At 59.8% G+C, this 21,270-nt stretch carries 21 protein-coding genes and 1 tRNA gene; 5 read left to right on the top strand and 17 right to left on the bottom strand.

Annotated elements, in window-relative coordinates; genetic code table 11:
• Positions 1-134: 134 nt before the first annotated feature.
• Positions 135-500, bottom strand: a complete 366-nt coding sequence (locus FHL16_RS03805) for a response regulator (RefSeq protein ID WP_077747480.1) — start codon at positions 498-500, stop codon at positions 135-137.
• 70 nt (positions 501-570) lie between these two features.
• A complete protein-coding gene (locus FHL16_RS03800) occupies positions 571-1,257 on the bottom strand; it encodes a Crp/Fnr family transcriptional regulator (protein ID WP_077747479.1) in 687 nt (228 codons plus the stop codon).
• Between the two features lie 84 nt (positions 1,258-1,341).
• Between FHL16_RS03800 and FHL16_RS03795 the strand changes: the two genes are divergently transcribed.
• Positions 1,342-1,860: an Mpo1 family 2-hydroxy fatty acid dioxygenase gene (locus FHL16_RS03795; protein WP_010464844.1), complete on the top strand. Its 519-nt coding sequence runs from the start codon at positions 1,342-1,344 to the stop codon at positions 1,858-1,860.
• 92 nt (positions 1,861-1,952) lie between these two features.
• Here FHL16_RS03795 and FHL16_RS03790 read toward each other — a convergent pair whose 3' ends face one another.
• From FHL16_RS03790 to dibA, 6 genes are all read right to left on the bottom strand, one after another.
• The gene (locus FHL16_RS03790; RefSeq protein WP_010464846.1) at positions 1,953-2,942 is read right to left on the bottom strand and encodes a sulfate/molybdate ABC transporter ATP-binding protein; all 990 of its coding nucleotides are present in this window, start codon (positions 2,940-2,942) and stop codon (positions 1,953-1,955) included.
• Positions 2,943-2,945: 3 nt separating this feature from the next.
• Positions 2,946-3,815, bottom strand: coding sequence for a sulfate ABC transporter permease subunit CysW (gene cysW, locus FHL16_RS03785; RefSeq protein WP_010464848.1), 870 nt, complete (start codon positions 3,813-3,815; stop codon positions 2,946-2,948).
• Positions 3,816-3,827: 12 nt separating this feature from the next.
• On the bottom strand, positions 3,828-4,646 hold the full coding sequence (cysT, locus tag FHL16_RS03780; protein WP_007899634.1) for a sulfate ABC transporter permease subunit CysT: 819 nt from the start codon (positions 4,644-4,646) through the stop codon (positions 3,828-3,830).
• A gap of 69 nt (positions 4,647-4,715) precedes the next feature.
• Entirely contained in the window at positions 4,716-5,729 is a 1,014-nt protein-coding gene (locus tag FHL16_RS03775; RefSeq protein WP_077747478.1) for a sulfate ABC transporter substrate-binding protein, read from the bottom strand.
• A gap of 75 nt (positions 5,730-5,804) precedes the next feature.
• A complete protein-coding gene (gene oscA / locus FHL16_RS03770) occupies positions 5,805-5,987 on the bottom strand; it encodes a sulfur starvation response protein OscA (protein ID WP_010464855.1) in 183 nt (60 codons plus the stop codon).
• Between the two features lie 204 nt (positions 5,988-6,191).
• Entirely contained in the window at positions 6,192-8,111 is a 1,920-nt protein-coding gene (gene dibA, locus FHL16_RS03765; protein ID WP_077747477.1) for a phosphodiesterase DibA, read from the bottom strand.
• A gap of 146 nt (positions 8,112-8,257) precedes the next feature.
• Here dibA and desA point away from each other — a divergent pair, with 146 nt between their 5' ends.
• Together desA and FHL16_RS03755 are read left to right on the top strand one after the other, a co-directional pair.
• Positions 8,258-9,442, top strand: a complete 1,185-nt coding sequence (desA, locus tag FHL16_RS03760; RefSeq protein WP_077747476.1) for a delta-9 fatty acid desaturase DesA — start codon at positions 8,258-8,260, stop codon at positions 9,440-9,442.
• A gap of 255 nt (positions 9,443-9,697) precedes the next feature.
• Positions 9,698-10,687, top strand: coding sequence for a GGDEF domain-containing protein (locus FHL16_RS03755; protein WP_010464862.1), 990 nt, complete (start codon positions 9,698-9,700; stop codon positions 10,685-10,687).
• Between the two features lie 71 nt (positions 10,688-10,758).
• Here the strand turns inward: FHL16_RS03755 and FHL16_RS03750 are convergent, their stop codons facing one another.
• The 3 genes from FHL16_RS03750 to gabD all read right to left on the bottom strand — a co-directional run bounded on the left by FHL16_RS03750 (position 10,759) and on the right by gabD (position 15,014).
• Entirely contained in the window at positions 10,759-11,973 is a 1,215-nt protein-coding gene (locus tag FHL16_RS03750) for a response regulator (RefSeq protein ID WP_077747475.1), read from the bottom strand.
• Between the two features lie 135 nt (positions 11,974-12,108).
• Complete coding sequence (gene gabT / locus FHL16_RS03745; protein ID WP_077747474.1) at positions 12,109-13,386, bottom strand: 4-aminobutyrate--2-oxoglutarate transaminase; 1,278 nt, start codon at positions 13,384-13,386, stop codon at positions 12,109-12,111.
• A gap of 185 nt (positions 13,387-13,571) precedes the next feature.
• A complete protein-coding gene (gabD, locus tag FHL16_RS03740; RefSeq protein ID WP_010464868.1) occupies positions 13,572-15,014 on the bottom strand; it encodes an NADP-dependent succinate-semialdehyde dehydrogenase in 1,443 nt (480 codons plus the stop codon).
• Between the two features lie 349 nt (positions 15,015-15,363).
• Here gabD and FHL16_RS03735 point away from each other — a divergent pair.
• Positions 15,364-15,440: transfer RNA gene (locus FHL16_RS03735), tRNA-Arg, on the top strand.
• A gap of 29 nt (positions 15,441-15,469) precedes the next feature.
• Here FHL16_RS03735 and FHL16_RS03730 read toward each other — a convergent pair.
• The 6 genes from FHL16_RS03730 to FHL16_RS03705 form a co-directional block, all read right to left on the bottom strand.
• Positions 15,470-15,712, bottom strand: coding sequence for a hypothetical protein (locus FHL16_RS03730; RefSeq protein ID WP_077747473.1), 243 nt, complete (start codon positions 15,710-15,712; stop codon positions 15,470-15,472).
• Positions 15,709-15,975 carry a hypothetical protein gene (locus FHL16_RS03725; RefSeq protein ID WP_154502514.1) on the bottom strand — a complete coding sequence of 89 codons (267 nt, stop codon included), beginning with the start codon at positions 15,973-15,975 and terminating at the stop codon, positions 15,709-15,711. Before FHL16_RS03725 ends, FHL16_RS03730 begins: the two co-directional genes overlap by 4 nt.
• A 20-nt stretch (positions 15,976-15,995) precedes the next feature.
• The gene (locus FHL16_RS03720) at positions 15,996-16,634 is read right to left on the bottom strand and encodes a hypothetical protein (protein ID WP_077747471.1); all 639 of its coding nucleotides are present in this window, start codon (positions 16,632-16,634) and stop codon (positions 15,996-15,998) included.
• The gene (locus FHL16_RS03715) at positions 16,631-17,197 is read right to left on the bottom strand and encodes an RNA polymerase sigma factor (protein ID WP_077747470.1); all 567 of its coding nucleotides are present in this window, start codon (positions 17,195-17,197) and stop codon (positions 16,631-16,633) included. The genes FHL16_RS03720 and FHL16_RS03715 overlap by 4 nt, the downstream gene beginning before the upstream one ends.
• A 1-nt stretch (position 17,198) precedes the next feature.
• Positions 17,199-18,902 carry a vWA domain-containing protein gene (locus FHL16_RS03710; protein ID WP_077747469.1) on the bottom strand — a complete coding sequence of 568 codons (1,704 nt, stop codon included), beginning with the start codon at positions 18,900-18,902 and terminating at the stop codon, positions 17,199-17,201.
• Positions 18,903-18,991: 89 nt separating this feature from the next.
• Complete coding sequence (locus tag FHL16_RS03705) at positions 18,992-19,552, bottom strand: YbhB/YbcL family Raf kinase inhibitor-like protein (RefSeq protein ID WP_010464881.1); 561 nt, start codon at positions 19,550-19,552, stop codon at positions 18,992-18,994.
• Between the two features lie 139 nt (positions 19,553-19,691).
• Here FHL16_RS03705 and FHL16_RS03700 point away from each other — a divergent pair, with 139 nt between their 5' ends.
• On the top strand, positions 19,692-21,221 hold the full coding sequence (locus tag FHL16_RS03700; protein ID WP_077747468.1) for an apoptosis inducing factor family protein: 1,530 nt from the start codon (positions 19,692-19,694) through the stop codon (positions 21,219-21,221).
• The last annotated feature ends 49 nt before the right edge of the window (positions 21,222-21,270 follow it).

Here is a 21,270-nt window from a genome sequence, read left to right as displayed (position 1 = left end):
CCTCTTCGCGGGCAAGCCTCGCTCCTACAGTGGTTCCATATGGACCACAATATCGCGGCAAATCGAAAAACCTGTAGGAGCAAGTCTTGCCCGCGAAGGGGCCAGGCCAGACACCGCAGTAACGCCCTAACGCCCTAACGCCCCCGATCCCGCCGCAACAACTTGCGCACCCGCGTCACCAGTTCGCTCACGGCAAACGGCTTGAGCAGGTAATCATCTTCATGCAGCTCCAACCCACGCAGGCGATCTTCGATGCCGTCCTTGGTGGTCAGCAACAGCACCGGCGTGTCGCCGAGCTTGCGGATCTGTTGCAGCAACTGCCAGCCGTTGAGCCCCGGCAGCATCACGTCGAGGATGATCAGATCGTATTCGCCGGACTCGATAAAGCGACGCCCGTCCATACCGTTGAGCGCCACATCGACTGAATAACTCGCCTCGTTCAGGCCGTTGGCCAGGCGTTTGGCGATCTCCGATTCGTCTTCTACTAGCAGCACACGCATGGCACACCTCGATTGTCGTCATCACAGGCTAGGCGCGTTCGCGGGCAAAGCCCATCAAAAACGCTGAGTTTCAGAAAATCGCCAATGCCCGCAAGCCCTCGGCGTTGAGGATTTCGATCTCGCCATACTTCAAATTCAGAATGCCCTGCCCCTGCAAGTCCTTGAGGATCTGGTTGGTGGTCTGGCGCGACAGCGACAGCATTGACGCCAGTTGCTCCTGCGGCAGTTGCAGCACGCGGCGCGGCGGATCGTATTCGCCGTAGCCCTCAGCGATCATCAGCAGGCGGTGAGCCAGGCGTGCCGGGGCGGGCATCAGGCTCAGCTGTTCGAGGTTGATGAAGGTCAGGCGCAGTTTGTGGCTCATCAGCAATGCCAGCTGCCGCCAATACACCGGCTGTTCGTCGAGCAACGCCAGCAATGCCGCCTGCGGGATGTGCAACAGGGTGCACTGGCCCACGCCGAACGCATCGTGGGTGCGTGGCTGGCCGTCGAACAGGCAGATTTCGCCGAACCAATGGGGCGACTCCACCAGGCTCAGCAGCGCTTCCTTGCCCTGCTCGCTGACCGCGCCGATGCGTACCGCGCCTTCGATCACCGCATACAACCCGCACGGCGGATCACCGCGTTTGAACAACAGCTGCCCGGTCGACAACCGTCGCACCCGGGCCGCAGCCAGCAGACTATCCTGTAAGGGAACCGGTAAATGACTGAACCACTGCCCCGACTCCAGGCGCGAACGCCAAACCTGCATGCTCATGAAAACTCCTGGAGATTGTCGCCTGCCTGACAGAGCGAAAGGTGAACCCGAGGCATGATCAATCACCCTACAGGAGGAATAACAATGAAAAGCCTCGTTGACCATCTCAGTCAATACGCCGCTTACCACCGTGACCCGCGCAATATCGCCAGCCACTTTATCGGGATTCCGCTGATTGTGGTGGCGGTGGCGGTGCTGCTGTCGCGGCCGCAATGGGTTGGAGGCTGGGTGTCGCCGGCGGTGCTGCTGGCACTGGCCTCGGCGTGGTTTTACCTGCGCCTGGAGGTACGCCTCGGGGTGTTGATGACGGTGCTGCTGGGGCTGTGCGTCTGGGCGGGTCAGGTTCTCGCGCAGCAAAGTACGCTGGTGTGGCTCTCGAGCGGGATCGGGATGTTTGTGGTGGGCTGGGCGATTCAGTTTGTCGGTCATCACTATGAAGGACGCAAACCGGCGTTTGTCGATGATGTGACGGGGTTGATTGTCGGGCCACTGTTTGTGGTGGTTGAACTGGCGTTTTTGCTAGGGATGCGGCGGGATTTGAAAGAGCAGATCGAGGCGCGGGTGGGTGGGGTGCGGGTCAATCCGAAGCGCGCTGCTGCGTAGATTGCTTTCGCGGGCAAGCCTCGCTCCTAAAGGGGATCTATGTACGCCATAGATCCCCTGTAGGAGCGAGGCTTGCCCGCGAAGCTTTTGCCTTAGATGTTGGCGAGTTTCTGCCAGACCTTGGGCTTGAAGAACAGCGTATCGCCCTTCGCCAGGTCGATCAGGCTGTCGTGATCCTTCACCACTTCAGCTTCGATCAACTCGCTCTGGCCTTCGACCTTCAACGTCACCCGAGTGGTCGCGCCCAGCGGACGGATATCCCGCACTTGCGCCGCGTGATGGTCTTCCAGCTCATGCCGCGACAGCGACACTTCATGCGGGCGGAACAGCACATGGTTGTCTTCGCCCAGATGCAGGCGGTTCGAATCACCGAGGAAGTGATAAACGAAATCGCTGGCCGGGTTTTCGTAGACGTCGCCCGGTGAGCCGATCTGTTCGATCACGCCTTTGTTCATCACCACGATACGGTCGGCGACTTCCATGGCCTCTTCCTGGTCGTGGGTCACGAACACCGAGGTCAGGTTGATGTCTTCGTGCAGCCGTGCGAGCCAGCGACGCAGCTCCTTGCGGACCTTGGCGTCGAGCGCCCCGAACGGTTCATCGAGGAGCAGGACTTTCGGCTCCACCGCCAAGGCACGGGCCAACGCGATACGCTGACGCTGCCCGCCGGAGAGTTGCTCCGGGTAGCGATCCGACAGCCAATCCAGTTGCACCATGTTCAGCAGTTCATGAACCTTCACCGCGATCTGGCTTTCGCTTGGGCGCTGGTTTTTCGGTTTCATGCGCAGGCCGAACGCGACGTTGTCGAACACCGTCATGTGACGGAACAGCGCGTAGTGCTGGAACACGAAGCCGACATTGCGATCACGCACGTCGTGGCCGGAGACGTCTTCACCGTGGAACACAATGTTGCCCTGATCCGGGGTTTCCAGGCCGGCGATGATCCGCAGCAGCGTGGTCTTGCCGCAACCCGAAGGGCCGAGCAGGGCCACGAGTTCGCCGCTTTGGATGTCCAGGCTGATGTTGTCCAGCGCCTTGAACGCATTGAAATTCTTGCTGACGTTACGCACTTCGATCGACATGACTTATTCCTCCGCGGCGCTGGCGCGCAGGCGGTTAATACGGTTTTCGCTCCACTGCTTGAGCAGCAGGATGCAGAGCGCCAGGATCAGCAACAGGCTCGCCACAGCGAACGCGGCCACGTGGTTGTATTCGTTGTAGAGGATCTCGACGTGCAGCGGCAGGGTGTTGGTCACCCCGCGAATGTGCCCGGAAACCACCGACACCGCACCGAATTCACCCATGGCCCGCGCGGTACACAACACCACGCCGTAGATCAGGCCCCATTTGATATTGGGAACGGTGACGTGCCAGAACATCTGCCAGCCATTGGCCCCGAGCAAGCGCGCAGCCTCTTCTTCCTGGGTGCCTTGTTCCTGCATCAGCGGGATCAGTTCACGCGCCACGAACGGCACGGTGACGAAAATCGTCGCCAGCACGATGCCCGGCAAGGCGAAGACGATCTGGATGTCGTGATCCTGCAACCACGGCCCGAACAGGCCCTGGGCGCCAAACATCAGCACGTAGACCAGACCGGCGATAACCGGCGATACAGAGAACGGCAGGTCGATCAGCGTGACCAGCATACTTTTGCCACGGAACGAGTATTTGCTCACGCACCATGCAGCGCTGACACCGAACACCAGGTTCAGCGGCACTGATATCAGCACGGCGATCACCGTGAGTTTCAGGGCCGACAGCGCGTCGGGTTCGAAGATCGCGGTGAAGAACGCACCAATTCCGAGCTTCAGGCCCTGAGACACCACGATCACCAGCGGCAGCAACAGGAACAGGACGAACACCAGCCAGCCAAGGCCGATGAGGATTCGCCGCGACGAAGCGCTGCCACGACGGGCAGCGTTCGAGGAAGCAGCAGCAATAGACGATTGGGACATTTCTGCGCCTCCTTATGGGGTTTCGATGCGCCGCTGCAGCAAGTTAATCAGCAGCAACAGGACGAAGGAAACCACCAGCATCAGTACACCAATGGACGTGGCGCCGGTGTAATCGTACTGGTCGAGTTTGACCATGATCAGCAGCGGCAGGATCTCGGTTTTCATCGGCATATTGCCGGCGATGAAAATCACCGAACCGTACTCGCCGACCCCGCGGGCAAAGGCCAACGCGAAACCGGTCAGCCAGGCTGGCAGCAGCGCGGGCACCAGAATATGGCGGAAAACCTGTAGCGGTTTTGCACCCAGGCACGCTGCCGCTTCTTCCACTTCACGCGGGATATCAGCCAATACTGGCTGTACGGTACGTACTACGAATGGAAGTGTCACAAAAGTGAGGGCGAGGGTGATGCCGAGGGGGGTATACGCGATCTTGAAACCCAGGTCCGCTGCAAACTGACCCACCCAACCATTGGGCGCGTATAGCGCAGTCAGCGCGATACCGGCCACGGCGGTGGGCAAAGCGAAGGGTAAGTCGATCATCGCATCGATGACTTTGCGTCCTGGGAAGGTATAGCGCACCAGCACCCAGGCCAGCAGTGTGCCGATGATGCCGTTGATGATCGCGGCATAGAGCGCGGTGCCGAAGCTCAGCTTCAACGCCGCCAGCACCCGTGGCGCCGAGATAATCGCCCAGAACTGATCCCAGGTGAGTTGAGCGGCATGCACGAACATCGCCGCCAGTGGAATGAGCACAATCAGGCTGAGGTACACCAAGGTGTAGCCCAGCGTCAGCCCGAAGCCGGGTATGACGGGGGAGATACGACGCGACATAAAAGTCCTTGGTTGAGAACGCGCAAAGCCCCGAACTTAAATCCGGGGCTCGTTGATGGCTATTTAAAACTACTGCGCCTGGTAGATCTGGTCGAACACACCGCCATCATTGAAAAATTTCGGCTGAGCGCTTTTCCAGCCGCCGAAATCCTTGTCGATGGTCACCAGATCCAGGGTCGGGAACTGCTTGCTGTACTTGGCGGCCACATCCTTGTCACGTGGACGATAGAAGTTTTTCGCCGCAATTTCCTGGCCGGCAGGGCTGTACAGGTGCTTGAGGTACGCCTCGGCGATCTCGGCGTTGCCTTTTTTCTCAGCGTTCTTGTCGACCACAGCCACCGGTGGTTCGGCGAGGATCGACAGCGAAGGCACAACGATTTCGAACTTGTCCGCGCCGCCGTCTTCTTTCAAAGCCAGGAACGCTTCGTTTTCCCAGGCAAGCAACACATCACCCTGACCGTTGTTGACGAAGGTAATGGTCGAACCGCGAGCGCCCGTGTCCAAGACCGGCACATGCTTGAACAGGGTCTGCACGTATTCCTTGGCCTTGGCTTCGTCACCTCCGTTGGCTTTCAGGCCGTAGGCCCAGGCCGCGAGGAAGTTCCAGCGCGCACCGCCGGAGGTTTTCGGATTAGGAGTGATGACCGACACGTCGTTTTTGACCAGGTCGCCCCAGTCCTTGATGCCTTTAGGGTTGCCCTTGCGTACCAGGAACACAATGGTCGAGGTGTAAGGCGTGCTCGCCTCGGGAAGACGCTTCTGCCAGTCGGCCGGCAGGGTCTTGCCGAGCTTGGCGATCTCGTCGATGTCCCCAGCCAGGGCCAGGGTCACCACGTCGGCGCGCAGACCATCGATCACGGCACGGCCTTGTTTGCCGGAACCACCGTGGGACTGCTGGATTTTCACGTTATCGCCAGCGTGGTCCTTCTTCCAGAAGTTGACGAACTCGGCGTTGTAATCCTGATACAGCTCGCGAGTCGGGTCATACGACACGTTGAGCAACTCGTAATCCTTGGCAACCGCAGAACCAGCAAAAAATGCACTGGCCAGGGCGGCCAAAGCGAAATGACGAATCGACGACATGGTGAAAGCTCCTGGAATTCTTGGATGTGTTGGCTTTTTTTATGGAGTGCTGGAAGCGCGGGCTGCCGGTTTTTTTCAGCTCGGTTTGTTGCTCGGGCTTTGCAGACGGAATTTTTCTTTGCGTTCGATCTGGACCACCTGGGCGTTGTGCACGGTGATCTCGACTGCGCCAAAACGCAGGTCGCGCAGTGCGCTCTGGATCTCACGCAAGATGGTGGCTTCGTCTTGACCCTCAACGCTACGTAGGGATGCGCTCATGGTGCTGCTCCTTCAACTGAGAGATTGCCTGGCAGTGGCGGCACTGCTTGCGGCGTGAGAGCAATACTAGAGACGCGTAGATATTCTTAAAAAGACTATTTAAGAATGTTTATATAACCAGAAAGCAGATCGCTTCGGCGCTATGCGCGAAGAGGGGAAGTATCCGGTGACGCTTTGCGTCACGGATTAAGGGGGACCTTGCGCTTAGCGAATTTCCGGCGCATGCGCCCAATCGAGCTGCTCGGCCGGAACCGGTCGCCCAAACCAGTAGCCCTGGCCCAGATCGCAATCGTGTTCGAGCAGGAAACGCGCCTGCTCGACCTGCTCGATCCCTTCGGCGTGCACCTGCATCCCCATGCTTTGCGCCAGCGCGATAATCACCCGCACGATCGCCACGTCGTCCTCATCCCACGGCAATCCTGCGACGAAGCCCTGATCGATCTTGAGCTTCTGCACCGGCAAACGCTTGAGCCGCAGCAGCGACGAATAGCCGGTGCCGAAATCATCGATGGCCAGCCGCACACCCAACTCGCGCAGTCGATGCATCTGCTCCAAGGCCACTTCCGGGTCTTCCATGACCGCGCTCTCGGTGACTTCCAGTTCCAGAAACGCTGGGTCGAGCCCGGTTTCGTGAAGTACTTTCGCCACTTGCTGAAAGAGCTCACGGCGAGCGAACAGTCGAGACGAGACGTTTACCGCGATAAACGACAACGCCACACCGGCCTGCTGCCACGAGCACATTTGCTGACAAGCCTGGCGCATCACCCACGCATCGATCTCCGCGATCAACCCGGTGCGTTCGGCGATGGGAATGAATTCTGCCGGCGGCACCAGCCCTCGTTGCGGATGCTCCCAGCGCACCAGCGCCTCGGCGCCCACCAGGCGACGGGTCCTGAGGTCGTGAACCGGCTGGTAATAAACGCGCAGCTCCTGGTGCTCCAGCGCTCGGCGCAGTTCAACAGCCGTCTCGACCCGATTCTGGGCATGGGCGGTCAGCTCTTCGGTGTACAAGGCGTAGCCATCGCGACCGGCGCTTTTGGCCTTGAACAGCGCCGAGTCAGCGTTACGCAATAATTGTTCGGCGCTCAAGGCATCGCCGGGGAACAGACTGATACCGATGCTGGTATTGATGAACAGTTGATGCCCGCCGATCTGGAACGGCTCTTTGAGAGCATCAATGATCCGTTGCGCGAGCGCCGCCGCCTGCATCAACTGCGGACAGCTTTCGGCGAGCACCGCGAACTCATCGCCACCGAGCCGTGCCAGCGTGAGCTCCGGCCCGAGCATGGCCTGCAATCGCTCGGCCACGGCCTTGAGCAGTTCGTCACCGATGGTGTGCCCAAGGCTGTCGTTGATCATTTTGAAATGATCCAGGTCGATCATCAGTAATGCACAGCCACGCTTGTGCAGTTGCGCTGACGTCAGCGCCTGCTCGGTACGGTCGGTGAACAGCAAACGGTTAGGCAGATCCGTCAGCGGATCGTGATGAGCCAGATGCTTGAGCTCATGTTCGGAATTCTTGATTGCGCTAATGTCGGAAAACACCGCGACGTAATGGCTGAGCTGGCCCTGATCGTCGCGAATGACGCGGATCGTCTGCCATTGCGGGTAGATCTCACCGCTTTTGCGGCGGTTCCAGATCTCCCCGCTCCACTCGCCGAGGCTCTTGAGTGTCACGAACATCGTCTGGTAAAAATCCGCGGGGTGATGGCCCGATTTGAACAGGCTCGGTCGCTGACCCAGCACTTCCGCCTGCGAGTAGCCGGTGATTTCCATGAACGCCCGGTTAACGTGGACGATCAGCCCGTTGCTATCGGTGACCAGCACACCTTCACGCGTGCAATCGAACACCGCAGCCGCCTGGCGCAAACGCTCGCGCTCTTCATGACGCTCACTCAATGTGTTGCCGATCCCCAGGCAACGGAGCAATCGCGCTCTGGCAACGAAGATCAGGCCGGTGCTCAGCAGGATCCAGGCATAACCGTTGATCAGTTGCCAACGTACCAGCTCGTCGGAGCCATCGAAGAAACTGTTCAATAAATAGCCGCTGAGCTGCAACCAGACGATGGAAATCAATAGATAGAGCAGCGCTGCTCGCGACGCGTCGCGATAGGTGGCAGACATTAGCCGTCCTTGTCCCTGCGAAAAGGATGGGATTATAGGTTAAAGAAACATCCAGCCACTCTTATCTGAAAGGGTGACTGGTTTTATCTGTGGGCTTAGTGATAATGCAACGGCTGTTTTTTTCTTTATCGAGGGCCCTATAGCCTATGTGGTACGAAGGTTTTCTCGGCTTGTCGCCCTGGTCACTGGTGGCAGTCACCCTGCTGATGACCCACGTGACGATCATCGGCGTCACGGTCTATCTGCACCGTTATTCAGCCCATCGCTCGCTTGAGCTCAATGCTGGCCTGAAACATTTCTTCCGTTTCTGGCTGTGGCTGACCACGGCGCAGAACACCCGCGAGTGGACCGCTATCCACCGCAAGCATCACGCCAAATGCGAAACCGTCGATGACCCGCACAGCCCGGTCATCAAGGGCCTGTCCACCGTTCTGCGCAAAGGTGCCGAGCTGTACCGCGCCGAAGCGGAGAACCCGGAGACCCTGCGCATCTACGGCAAGAACTGCCCTGAAGACTGGATCGAGCGCAACCTCTACAGCCGTTTCCCGCTGCTGGGTGTGGCGATCATGGGCGTCATCGACCTGCTGCTGTTTGGCACCATCGGCATCACCATCTGGGCGATCCAGATGATGTGGATCCCGGTGTGGGCCGCCGGCGTGGTCAATGGCCTGGGCCATGCCATCGGCTACCGCAACTTCGAATGCCGCGACGCGGCGACCAACCTGGTGCCTTGGGGCATCCTGATCGGCGGCGAAGAACTGCACAACAACCATCACACCTACCCTAACTCGGCAAAACTGTCGGTGAAGAAGTGGGAGTTCGACCTCGGTTGGGCCTGGATCCAGGTCTTCAGTTTCTTCCGCCTGGCCAAGGTCCAGCGGGTTGCACCGATCGCCCACCGCGTCGAAGGCAAAGGCAGCCTGGACATGGACACCGCCATGGCGATCCTCAACAACCGCTTCCAGATCATGGCCCAATACCGCAAATTGGTCATCGCGCCGCTGGTCAAGCAAGAGCTGGAAAAGGTCGATCACTCGGTCCGTCACCAGTTCCACCGGGCCAAGCGTCTGCTTTCGCGGGAAACCAGTCTGCTGGACGATAAGCACCACCTGCGCATCCAGACCATGCTCGAGCACAGCCAGGCGCTGAAGGTAATTTACGAGAAACGCCTGGCCTTGCAGCAGATCTGGGTCAAGACCAGCTCAAATGGTCACGACATGCTGGCTGCCATCAAGGATTGGGTACACGAAGCGGAAGCCAGCGGGATTCAATCCCTGCGCGACTTCGCCGACCAGCTGAAAACCTACTCCCTGCGCCCTGCCGCTGTCTGACCCTGCCGAAGCTCTTCCCTGTGGCGAGGGGGCTTGCCCCCGTGCGGCGACGACGTCGCCGCAAAATCTGACGACGCGTTTTAACTGAAAAAACGCGCCTCAGATACCGCCCGGCGGGAGCAAGCCTCCTCGCCACGTAGTGCGGGAACCAATCTCCAAATCCCCTATCTCAAAGACACTTCGCCATACCCCGGCGGGCTTCGTTGTTGCTGCTTTCGAACCTCAAGCGGCGCACGCCCTTTGAGAGTTGTCCCAATGGTCCCAAAAAACCTGCAAGACGCATCCTTCGCTCAATCGCCCGACACTGCTCAAACCCTGATGGCGCTAATGCACGCCCAGAGCGAAGTCGCGCGCCTGAGCGAACGCGAACAGCTGTTCAGCTCCCTGCTGGTGAGCGTCAACGCGGTGCTTTGGGCCTTCAACTGGGAAACCCGTCAGGTGCTCTACGTCAGTCCGGCGTATGAACGGATTTTTGGCCGATCGGCTGGCAGCTTGCTGTCCGACTACAACGAATGGCGCGACAGCATTTACCCCGATGACCTCGACTACGCCGAGCGCAGCCTCGCCGAAGTGCTGGTCAAAGGCGCCGTTGAAGACCGCGAATACCGCATCATCGCCGCCGACGGCCAGGTGCGCTGGCTCAGCGACAAATGCTTCATCAACCGCCAGGCCGAGCCGGGCCAACCGGTGATCATCGTCGGCATTGCCGAAGACATCACCGAAAAGAAACGGATGGAAGCCGAGTTGCAGCGCCTGGCGACCACCGATGTGCTGACGCAAAGCAGCAATCGCCGACACTTCTTCGAATGCGCCCAACGCGAGTTTGCTCAGGCGCGCAAGCAAGGCGCACCGATGGCGTTCCTGTTGCTGGACATCGATGACTTCAAAGGGGTCAACGACACTTACGGTCATCAAGCGGGCGACAACGTACTGCAACGAATCGCCGAGAGCGGTCGAGCCGCATTACGCCGGGGAGATGTATTCGGGCGGATCGGAGGCGAGGAATTCGCAGCGGTGTTTCCCGGCTGTGCACCCGACATGGCCATGCAAGTCGCCGAGCGCCTGCAATGGCAGATTCAGCAACTGAGCTTCAGCCATGATGACCAGACGTTCGGCATCACCGTCAGCCAGGGCTTGACCAGCCTGACGCCGGAGGACGACTCCCTCGACAGCGTGTTCGCCCGCGCGGATGCCGCCATGTATGAAGCCAAGCGCCAGGGAAAAAACCGCATCATTTCAGGGTGACACCCATCCAAAATCCAACACAACTCCTGTGGGAGCGAGCAGGCTCGCTCCCACAGGTTTTTGTGTGAAGTTTACTTTTTGCGCAGCCGCATCAACTCCGGCAAGCCGATCTTGAGCAACCGCGCAGTCCGGCTCTTCGCCAAGGCCTCAATGCCCTCATGCTCGGTCAGGCGCGCCAGTTGCGCGGCCATGTTCATCACCAACGCTTCGCGAGAATAAACGCCGCCACCGAGCTGATAGGCCGCTGCAATCAACTCCCGCAACTCCAGCGGCAGCCGCCAGCGAGTCCGCAGCGACGAACCGTAGGCTGCGCCGAACTCGGCCAAGGCATTGCCGACCTCCTCCCGTTCATCCAGCTCGCCACCGGCCTGCTTCCATTCCTGCAAACACCTCAGCAACGCAAGGTCGCCGAGGCAATGCAGAATGCCTGCGCAATAACAACGCTCTTGATCCAGATCCAGCAACCGCGCCAGCGTGCGGGCGTATTCGGCAGTGTGCAGAGACAAGTCCCAGAAACGCTCGGCATAGTCCGCCAGGAACGGATCGCTGAGCCGGGCACTGTGCTTGAGTGCCAACCCGAGGATCAGGTTCATGCTTTGCGCGGAGCCCAAGCGGTGCAGCGCCTGAGACAAGGTCTGGACCGCATCGCCAACGTGCAGCGCCGCGCTGTTAGCCGCCGCGATGAGCACGGCGGTGATGTGCGGGTCGGTGCGGATTTCCTCTTCCAGCCGCACCAGGTCAAGACCGCGGGTGTTCAGGCTGGCGTTGACCGCCATCTGCACATCGGCCATCAATGGCGCACCCTCCGCCAGTTCGCGACGGCGCTGCAGATACACCGACAAGGTCATGCCGGCCGCCAGTGTCGGCATTTCACAGAAAACCTCTTCACCGGCGTTCAGCAGCAGATCCTGCAGACGCTGGGTCAGGCTTTCCATGTTCAGGGGCTTGGTCAGGTACGCCGTAGGCGCCAGGGGCAAGGCTTCGCGCACACTGGCGCTGTCGTTGCGGCTGCTCATCAGGATGAAAGGCAGTGGCGGATTGCGTTTGCGCTGACGGACGTTGCGCAAGACATTCAGACCGTCGACGCCGGGCAGCTCCCCGTCGACGATCACCAGGTCATACGGATTTTCCGCCAACAGCCGCAACGCTTCCTGACCATCGGCACACAGATCCAGCCGTGCGTCGCAGCGCACGCTCAACAGCACTTGTTTGATCAGGTCACGAGACCAAGGGTCAGCCTCGGCAACCAACACACGCGGTACAGCCGGTAAAACCACAGCGGTCATCTGCACGCTCCCTTTGCGATGCTTGTACCTTAGTCAATGCTGATCATGGACGGTGCAGTTTGTCCCGGGGACAAAAAAACCCGCCGAAGCGGGTTTTTTGTCGATCAGCTCACACATTCATATGAACATTTTAGATCAGAGTTCCGAGAAGCACTCTTCGATAATTGCCAGACCTTTGTCCAATTGCTCATCCGGCGCGGTCAGCGGAACCAGGACGCGCAGAACGTTGCCGTAAGTGCCGCAGGACAGCAGGATCAGCCCTTTGTCGCGAGCCTTGGCCACCACCGATGCCACCGCGGCAGCGTTCGGCTTGTGGCTGTCACCGTCGACAAACAGCTCGACCGCGATCATCGCGCCCAAGGCACGGACTTCGCCGATGACCGGGTATTTGGCCTGGATGGCTTTCAGGCCAGTGACCAGACGCTCGCCGACTGCCTTGCAGCGATCCAGCAGGTGCTCTTCTTCGAACACTTCCATCACGGCCAGGGCCGCAGCGCAAGCAATCGGGCTACCGGCGTAAGTACCGCCCAGGCCGCCTGGAGCAATGGCGTCCATGTACTCGGCCTTGCCGCACACACCGGCCAACGGGAAGCCGCCAGCGATGGATTTGGCGAAGGTGGTCAGATCGGCAGCAACGCCCATCTGTTCCATGGCGAAGAACGTACCAGTACGGCCAGCGCCGGTCTGTACTTCGTCAGCGATCAGCAGGATACCGTGCTGGTCGCACAGGGCACGCAGACGCTTCATGAACTCTTTAGGCGCGACGTAGAAACCGCCTTCGCCCTGAACCGGCTCAATGATGATGGCAGCGATGTCACGCGGCTCTGCGTCGTTCTTGAAGATGCGTTCGATGCTGGCGATCGAGTCGTCGACGCTCACACCGTGCAGTTCGTTCGGGTACAGCGCGCGGAAGATGCCGCCTGGCATCAGGCCCATGCCGGCCGAGTAAGGCACGACTTTACCGGTCAGGCCCAGGGTCATCATGGTGCGACCGTGGTAAGCGCCGGTGAACGCGATCACGCCGGCACGGCCAGTGGCGGCACGGGCGATCTTCACGGCGTTTTCAACGGCTTCGGAACCGGTGGTGACCAGCAGGGTTTTCTTGGCGAAATCACCTGGCACCTTGGCGTTGATTTTTTCGCACAGCTCTACGTACGGTTCGTAGGCCAGCACCTGGAAGCAGGTGTGGGTCAGCTTGTTCAGCTGCTCGGTCACCGCGGCGATGATTTTCGGGTGCACGTGACCGGTGTTCAGCACGGCGATACCGCCGGCGAAGTCGATGAACTCGCGACCTTCAACGTCGGTCACGGTGGCGTTCTTCGCGTGGTCGGCGAAGATCGGGTGAATCTGGCCAACACCGCGCGGTACAGCGGCTTCGCGGCGTTTCATCAGGGATGCGTTAGTCTTGCTCATAAAGTCCTCATTCACCGCTCATCGGGCGGCGTGGTTCAAGGAAAATGCGGCGGGGAGGCAACTACGGCAGCATGCGATGATCGACTGCCACAGCTTTCCCGGCCACAGAGAAAATTCCGTTTGAAGCGCAGAAAGGGACAGCGCTCTCGTGCCCTTTCCGCTTGTTGCATTCCCGTCTGCCGAGCTTAGATGCCCAGGCAGAGGTATTTGATTTCCAGGTAATCTTCGATGCCGTACTTGGAGCCTTCACGGCCCAGGCCCGACGCCTTGATGCCGCCGAACGGCGCGACTTCGTTGGAGATCAACCCGGTGTTGACGCCGACCATGCCGTATTCCAGGGCTTCGGCCACACGGAACACACGACCCAGGTCGCGAGCATAGAAATACGAGGCCAGGCCGAACTCGGTGTCGTTGGACATCGCGATCACTTCGGCTTCGTCTTTAAAGCGGAACAGTGGCGCCAATGGACCGAAGGTTTCTTCCTTGGCCACGGCAGCGTTTTTCGGCACGTTGGTCAGGATAGTCGGCTCGAAGAAGTTGCCTTCCATGACCTTGCCACCCGCCAGAACGGTTGCGCCTTTGCTGATTGCGTCAGCAATGTGCTCTTGAACCTTGGCCACGGCTTTTTCGTCGATCAGCGGGCCAGTGGTGGTGCCTTCTTCCAGACCGTTGCCGATCTTGAGTTTGGCCACGGCCACTTTCAGCTTCTCGGCAAACGCGTCGTAGACCGAATCCTGAATGTACAGACGGTTGGCGCAGACGCAGGTCTGGCCGTTGTTGCGGTACTTGGAAATGATTGCGCCTTCGACGGCCTTATCCAGGTCCGCGTCGTCGAACACGATGAACGGCGCGTTGCCGCCCAGTTCCAGGGACACTTTCTTGATGTCCTTGGCGCATTCAGCCATCAACTGACGACCGATTTCGGTCGAGCCAGTGAAGGACAATTTACGCACGATCGGGTTGCTGGTCAGCTCGCTGCCGATGTCGCCGGCACTGCCGGTGACCACGCTAAACACACCGGCAGGGATGCCGGCACGCTGGGCCAGTTCAGCCAACGCGAATGCGGAGAAAGGGGTTTGCGAAGCAGGCTTGAGCACCATGGTGCAACCGGCGGCCAGGGCCGGGCCGGCTTTACGGGTGATCATCGCGGCCGGGAAGTTCCACGGGGTGATGGCTGCGGTCACGCCGATCGGCTGCTTGATCACGATCAGGCGCTTGTCTGGCTGGTGGCCCGGAATCACGTCACCGTAGATGCGCTTGGCTTCTTCGGCGAACCACTCGATAAAGGAAGCGGCGTAAACGATTTCGCCCTTGGCTTCAGCCAATGGCTTGCCCTGTTCCAGGGTCATCAGTCGAGCCAGGTCGTCCTGGTTTTCGATGATCAGTTCGAACCAGCGACGCAGCTTGTTCGCGCGGTCCTTGGCGGTCAGTGCACGCCAGGCCGGCAGCGCCTTGTCAGCGGCTTCGATCGCACGGCGGGTTTCGGCAGCGCCCATTTTCGGCACAGTGCCCAGAATTTCGCCCGTTGCCGGGTTGTTGACCTTGATCGTCAGACCATTGTCCGCATCAACCCAAGCGCCATCGATAAAGGCTTGCTGGCGGAACAACTGGGTGTCTTTAAGCTGCATGTCGGCTTTCCTTAACAGCACCGCGACCAGCGCGGAGCGAATTATGATTGTAGAAAGGCGCCTTGTAGGCTGCCGTCAGGGAAATCATTCACCGGGCTGAAGCACATAAATAGCGCACTGTTCGAAACTCGTGCGGTTCAGCACCCAGACAAGAGCGTTTGAAATCTCAAACGAATCCTAGGATCAAAGGGGGTAAAGGACAATAGTCTGTTCGAAAAAAAGAACGAAAACGCCGCATTTGCCTACTTTTTCTGATCAACGTAGCAAACGGTTGTTACGCTTGCGAAAACCGCAGTCGATTCAGCAGCATGGACGCCCGCAGTGCATATGAGTATCATGGCGCCCGCTTGCACCAGTAGCTCAGCTGGATAGAGTACTGCCCTCCGAAGGCAGGGGTCGTGGGTTCGAATCCCGCCTGGTGCACCATACTAGTAGAAACGAGAAAGCCTCAGGCCTTAAGGACTGGGGCTTTTTTGTGGGCGGTGTCCCGTCCTGCTTTGCTTAGCCTCAATGTCATCAATGAGCACATAAAGCTCCGCAAACACTGTTTCGGCGGCGATATTTGGACGCGGATCATTACAGCTAGCTTCAATAGCCTTAGCTTGTAACCGAACTGCCATCTGCTGTGATTCCGTGTAGGACGAGCGCTGAGCAACCAAGGTGTCAGATTCACAAACGAGCATAATGTGGTCTTTCATTCCGTCGTCCAATCAAACTCGTCATACTCATCATCCTCTTCGTCCTCAACCTCTTCATCGTCAAGAACGTCTTCCTCCAGCGCTTCCTCTGCCTGCTTCGCCAGCAGAAACTCCTTACGACTCTCCGTCACAGCGCGCCGCAATACCTCACCCTTTTCCGGGCAGTTGAGCATTTGGGCGATGCGGTCGATTTTTTTTGCCACGGCATCCTCCAACGCATCAGCTATAGGCCGATAGTGCGCGCTTTCGGGGCTCGTTGCCAAATGGACGACCGCCCTGCTGCTCAGTTTTTCTGCAATTCCTTGAGCCGAGCCGCGAGATTTTCCTTGGGAAAGCGTTTGTGCAAGGTCGCCATCAGCTCATCAGCCGCCTTGGTCTGACCGGCATTTTGCAAGCGAATCACTTCACGTAACTGGTCGTCGATAAACTTCGCCGGAGCCTCCCCTGGGCGTTTGCTCACTTTTGCTTCTTCCACCATGTCAGCGCTGATCGATTCGCTCTGCGCCGGCGCAGCCAACTCGGCCATTGGCGCTACGGCTGCGGGCGCAGGCGCGGACATCGCGCCGGCCGGGGCCGCCATTGAGCGGGCAACCGATGCCGGCGCTTCTGCAGCTTCTTTCTTGACCGCAAAAGACGAGGTTTTGGGTGCAGGGCTGGAATCCAAAGTTGGCACTTGCTCAGGGGTACGTTGCACCAGCGCCAGCATCAGCGCCACACCAACGAGGCTGGCGAACGCGACTTGCCATCGGGGTTTCTGGCAAGCCTGGACCCAGCGTTGCCACAGGTTCGGTTTGTGCGCAGGTGTTTCACGGTGTGCAGCAGCCAGGATGAATGCATCCAGATGAGCCGGTGGTTCGCCAGCCACGTGTTCACGGTAATGCTGAAGCACTTGGTCTTCCGGTGTTTTACGGGCGTCAGTCATGTCAGTACCTCCTCGGCCAGCAGCCGACGCAGTTTTTGCTGGGCATAGCGCAAGCGACTCTTGACGGTTTCCAGGGGTGTTTCGGTGAGGGCGGCGATCTGCGGCAGGTCGAGATCGCCGTGGGCGCGGAGCAGGAACACTTCGCGCTGGTCGGCGGGCAGGTCGTGCAACGCGGTTTCGAGGCGTTGGCTGTCGCGGCTCAGGCTCAGCAGTTGTTCGGGATCGGTCGCCTCATCAATCACGGCGTGGGTTTGTTCGTCGTAGCTGTCGTGCAAAGGGTTGTGAATGCCATGTTTGCGCCAGTGATCGATCAATCGGTTGCGGGCAATCTGATAGAGCCATGTACGAAAATTCGCCCGGCCTTGTGGCTGACTGGTGCTGCGGATCAGGCTCAGCCAGGTGTCCTGGTAAACCTCTTCGGCCAGTTCCGGCCTGCCGCTCAAACCGAAGAGGAATCGGTAGAGGCCCTGGCGATGACGGGCGTACAAGATCTCGAACGCTGGCCCGTCGCCTGTGCGGTACCGGGCCAGTAGCGATTCGTCGCTCGGTTCAGGCGCGGACATGTCAGTTATAAGCTCCTTTATGCGACTCAGTGTTGGAGGCGGTGGTAGTGGTTCGCAGGCTCTGCGCCAACTCAACCAATTGCACGAACTCGGCGCGCAGACCGAATGGGTCGTCGCCCCGTGCACCGCGCGCCAAGGCTTCGGTGTCCTTCAGGTTGAAATCACCGGTGTAACGCCCGTCCTTGAGCTGCTGGGAAAAGGCCGCCACGGCCGACGCAAAGCGCAGGTCATCACTGGCTTTGCCGACCGAATCACCCGCAATCGGCCGTTCGATCAAGCGACTTTTCCCACCTTCCGGCAGCTGATATCGCACACGCAGCATCGCCAACTCCCCAGTTGTACCGGAAGCCACCGGCTCAGCCTTGCCATACCGCAACGGCTCCAGCCAGCCCTTCTCGCCCTTGGGCACGATTTCGTACAACGCCGTCACCGTGTGTCCTGCACCGATTTCACCGGCATCGACTTTGTCATTGCTGAAATCCTCACGCTTCAACGCCCGGTTCTCATACCCCAGCAGCCGATATTCGCTGACCTGCGCCGGGTTGAACTCCACTTGCAGCTTCACGTTTTTCGCCACCACCGCGAGGGTTGAACCGAGTTGATCCACCAGCACTTTGCGCGCCTCGCGCAGGTTGTCGATGTAGGCGTAGTTGCCATCGCCGGCGTCGGCCAGTTGTTCCATCAGGTGTTCATTGTAGTTATCCACACCAAAACCCAAGGTGGTCAGGGAAACGCCCGTCTTGCGTTTATCCACAGCCATTTGCTTGAGGCTGTCGAAGTCGCTGATGCCGACGTTGAAGTCACCGTCCGTGGCCAGCAGGATGCGGTTGATGCCTTTGGGAATGAAGGCTTGTTGCGCCATCTGATAGGCCAGTTCGATGCCCGAGGCACCCGCCGTCGAGCCACCGGCGGTCAATTGATCAATCGCTGTACGAATCTTCGCTTTTTCCCGTCCAGAAGTCGGCTCTAGAACCACACGCGAATCGCCGGCGTAGACCACCAAAGACACCCGGTCCTGCTCGCGCAGTTGATCGACCAGCAATTTCAGGGTGCTTTTGACCAGTGGCAAACCTTCGCGACGGTCCATCGAGCCGGAGACGTCCACCAAAAACACCAGGTTGGCCGGGGCCAGTTCCGCGACTGCGCGGTCCGAGGCTTTGATACCGATGCGCAGCAAACGGGTATGCGGATTCCATGGCGATGGCGCCAGTTCAGTGGTCACGCCAAAAGGCGAGCCGTCCGTGGGCAGCGCGTAGTCGTAGGGAAAGTAATTGACCAGTTCTTCCAGCCGCACTGCGCCTTCGGGCGGCAGGCGCCCCTGATTCAGCAAGCGGCGGACATTGGCGTAAGCGCCGGTATCGACATCGGCGCTGAAGGTCGAGACCGGCGCCTCGGCCACACTGTGAATCGGGTTATCCGCCAATGCCTGATATTGCTCGCGCTGCTCATCCCGATAACCCGGCGCAGCCACCTCAGGCGCAAAGCTCGCCATGGGGGCTGGACGGGCGCTGCGTTTGGCCATCGAGGCATCTGCGGCAACGGACTCGCTGCGCACCAGCGCCTCAGTCTTCAGTGCACCTTGAGCCGGTGGCGACACAGCGGCGGACTCAGGTTTAGAGGAAGCGCCGCAACCGGCAACGGCCAACAGCAACCCGACGGTGAAACCCTGGGCGGCCGGGCGGAGGAAATGCAGAGGGAGGGACATGGGGGCTGACCTCAGGAGGAAATTGATCCATTCATCCTCTGAGACGAGCCCCCGTCCAGGTTCGGGTTAAGCCGGCTGAAAAATTAATCTCAGCGGTGATAACGCCGCACCACACTGCTGTTTTTCAGCACATGGCCTTTGATTTTCTCCAGCAGCTGCGCACGCGTCAGGCCGGCGGGCAAGGCGTCTGGAGCGAGGTCCAGGGCGTAGAGCTGGATAATGTAGTGGTGGGAGCTGTCGCCGACGGGTGGGCAAGGACCGATGTAGCCGGTGGTGCCTTTGCTGTTGCTGCCGCCCATACCTTCTAGCGCGGATTTGGCGCCCACTCCGGCCGGGATCTGACGGGTCGTGGCCTTGATGCCGTAGTGAATCCAGTGATCGACCCCAAGGCCTTTCTGGCCGTCCGGGTCGTGCATGACGATGGCGTAGCTCAAGGTGCCCTGGGGGCCGGCGTTCCAGCTCAGGGCCGGGGACTGATTCTTGCCGCCGCAGCCGCTGGCGTCGCTGGCCGCCGCCGAGGTGAACAGGCGGTTATCCGAAACACCGGGAATGCTGACGGTGAAACGCTCCTGGGCCTGCGCCGGAAACTGCACGCAAAGGGCGACTGCAACGGCCGCCAGCCAAGGGTTCAGAGAGGTCAATCGGGTCATTCCGGAGCACCTTGTGCGGATGGGGCCTTCGTCGGCCTGCGAACTATAGCCGTACCGTTGGTGCGGTGGCAGTGGGAATTGGCTGAACCTCGGGACTAAGGCCAAACTCTTAAGTGAAACGCCCGCCTGGAGAATGATCATGGCCCTGCACCGCGTCGCCCGTTTTGCCGATGTGCCCGAAAACCGAGGCCTGGAAGTACGGATCGCGGACACCAAGATAGTTTTGCTACGGGTCGGCGATCAATTGCGCGCCTATCAAGGTGAATGCCCCCACGCCGGGGCGCCGCTGGCCGAGGGTGCGCTGTGCCATGGGCGTCTGATCTGTCCGTGGCACAAAGCCGCGTATCGGATCGAGGATGGCGGGCTATGTGATCCGCCGTCTCTGGACAGCCTCAAGCGCTATCCCCTGGAGATGCGTGATGACGAGGTCTGGGTCGACGATCAGCCGCTATCGGATCCCCACACCCCGCCAGCCGATGATGAGCGCACGTTTGTGATCATCGGAGCCGGAGCCGCCGGCACGGCGGGAGCAGCGGCATTGCGCGAAAAAGGCTTTGGTGGCCGTGTCGTGCTGATCGACCGTGAAGCCGATGCCGGTTACGACCGCACAGTGCTGAGCAAATTCGTGATTGCCGGGGAAATGCCGCCCGAAGAAGTCCCGCCGCTACGGGATGAACGCTTTTACCGCGAGCAGCGCATCGAGCGAATAAACGGTGAAGTGGCGAGCCTGGATACGGCCAACAAAACACTGCGACTGGCCGACGGTCAGTCACTGACCTATGACGCTGCGCTGCTCGCGACCGGCGGCACACCCAACCCCCTCACGTTGCCAGGTGCTGACTTGCCACAAGTCTTCCTGCTGCGCTCCAAGGATCAGGCGACGCGGATTCTGAACGCGGCAAAACCCGGCCAACGGGTGGTGATCATCGGCGATAGCTTCATTGCCTTGGAGTCCGCGTCGGCCCTGCGCCAATACGGTCTGGAGGTCACCGTACTGGCGCGCCACGCAGTGCCGTTCGTCAAGCAGTTTGGCGAAGCGGTCGGCAAGGCGATTCGTGCCCGGCACGTGGCCAACGGCGTTGTGTTTCATAGCGACAGCGAAGCCGCGCAGATCGAAGGCACGGGCAAGGTCGAAGCGGTGAAACTGGAAAACGGTCAACGTTTGCCTGCCGATCTGGTGCTCGTCGGCATCGGCGTCAGCCCGGCGACGGAACCGTTTGCCGACCTTACAAAGGAAAAAGACCGTTCACTGCAGGTCGACGGCGGCATGCGCGTAGCCGACGGGCTCTGGGCGGCGGGTGATATCGCGACCTTCCCGCTCAACGGCCAGCCCCAGCGCATCGAGCACTGGCGCCTGGCACAGCAACAGGCGCGGATCGCGGCGGCGAACATGCTGGGCGGCGACGAGCACTACCTCGACGTGCCGTATTTCTGGACCTGGCATTTCGGCAAAAACTACGACTACCTCGGCCACGCTGAAAGCTGGGACGAAGTCGAATTCAAGGGCAACCCTGACCATCCACCCTTTATCGGCCTGTTCAGCAAGAACGGCGTGGTGGCCGCGGCTGTTGCCTGCGACAAAGAGCGGGCGATGGCGATGCTCGCGGAGCGGATGAAGCAACCGCTGCCGGTGGATGAGGCGTGGCTGTTGATTCGGGATGTGGATTAGGTTTTAACCAGCGGACAGCAAAACGCCCGGTGCCTGCGTTCGCAGAGAC

This window comes from Pseudomonas sp. FSL W5-0299, from assembly GCF_005930655.1.
Taxonomy (GTDB): Bacteria; Pseudomonadota; Gammaproteobacteria; order Pseudomonadales; family Pseudomonadaceae; genus Aquipseudomonas; species Aquipseudomonas mandelii.
Note: the sequence above shows the minus strand (reverse complement) of the source record. Positions and strands in the feature narration are given on the sequence as shown.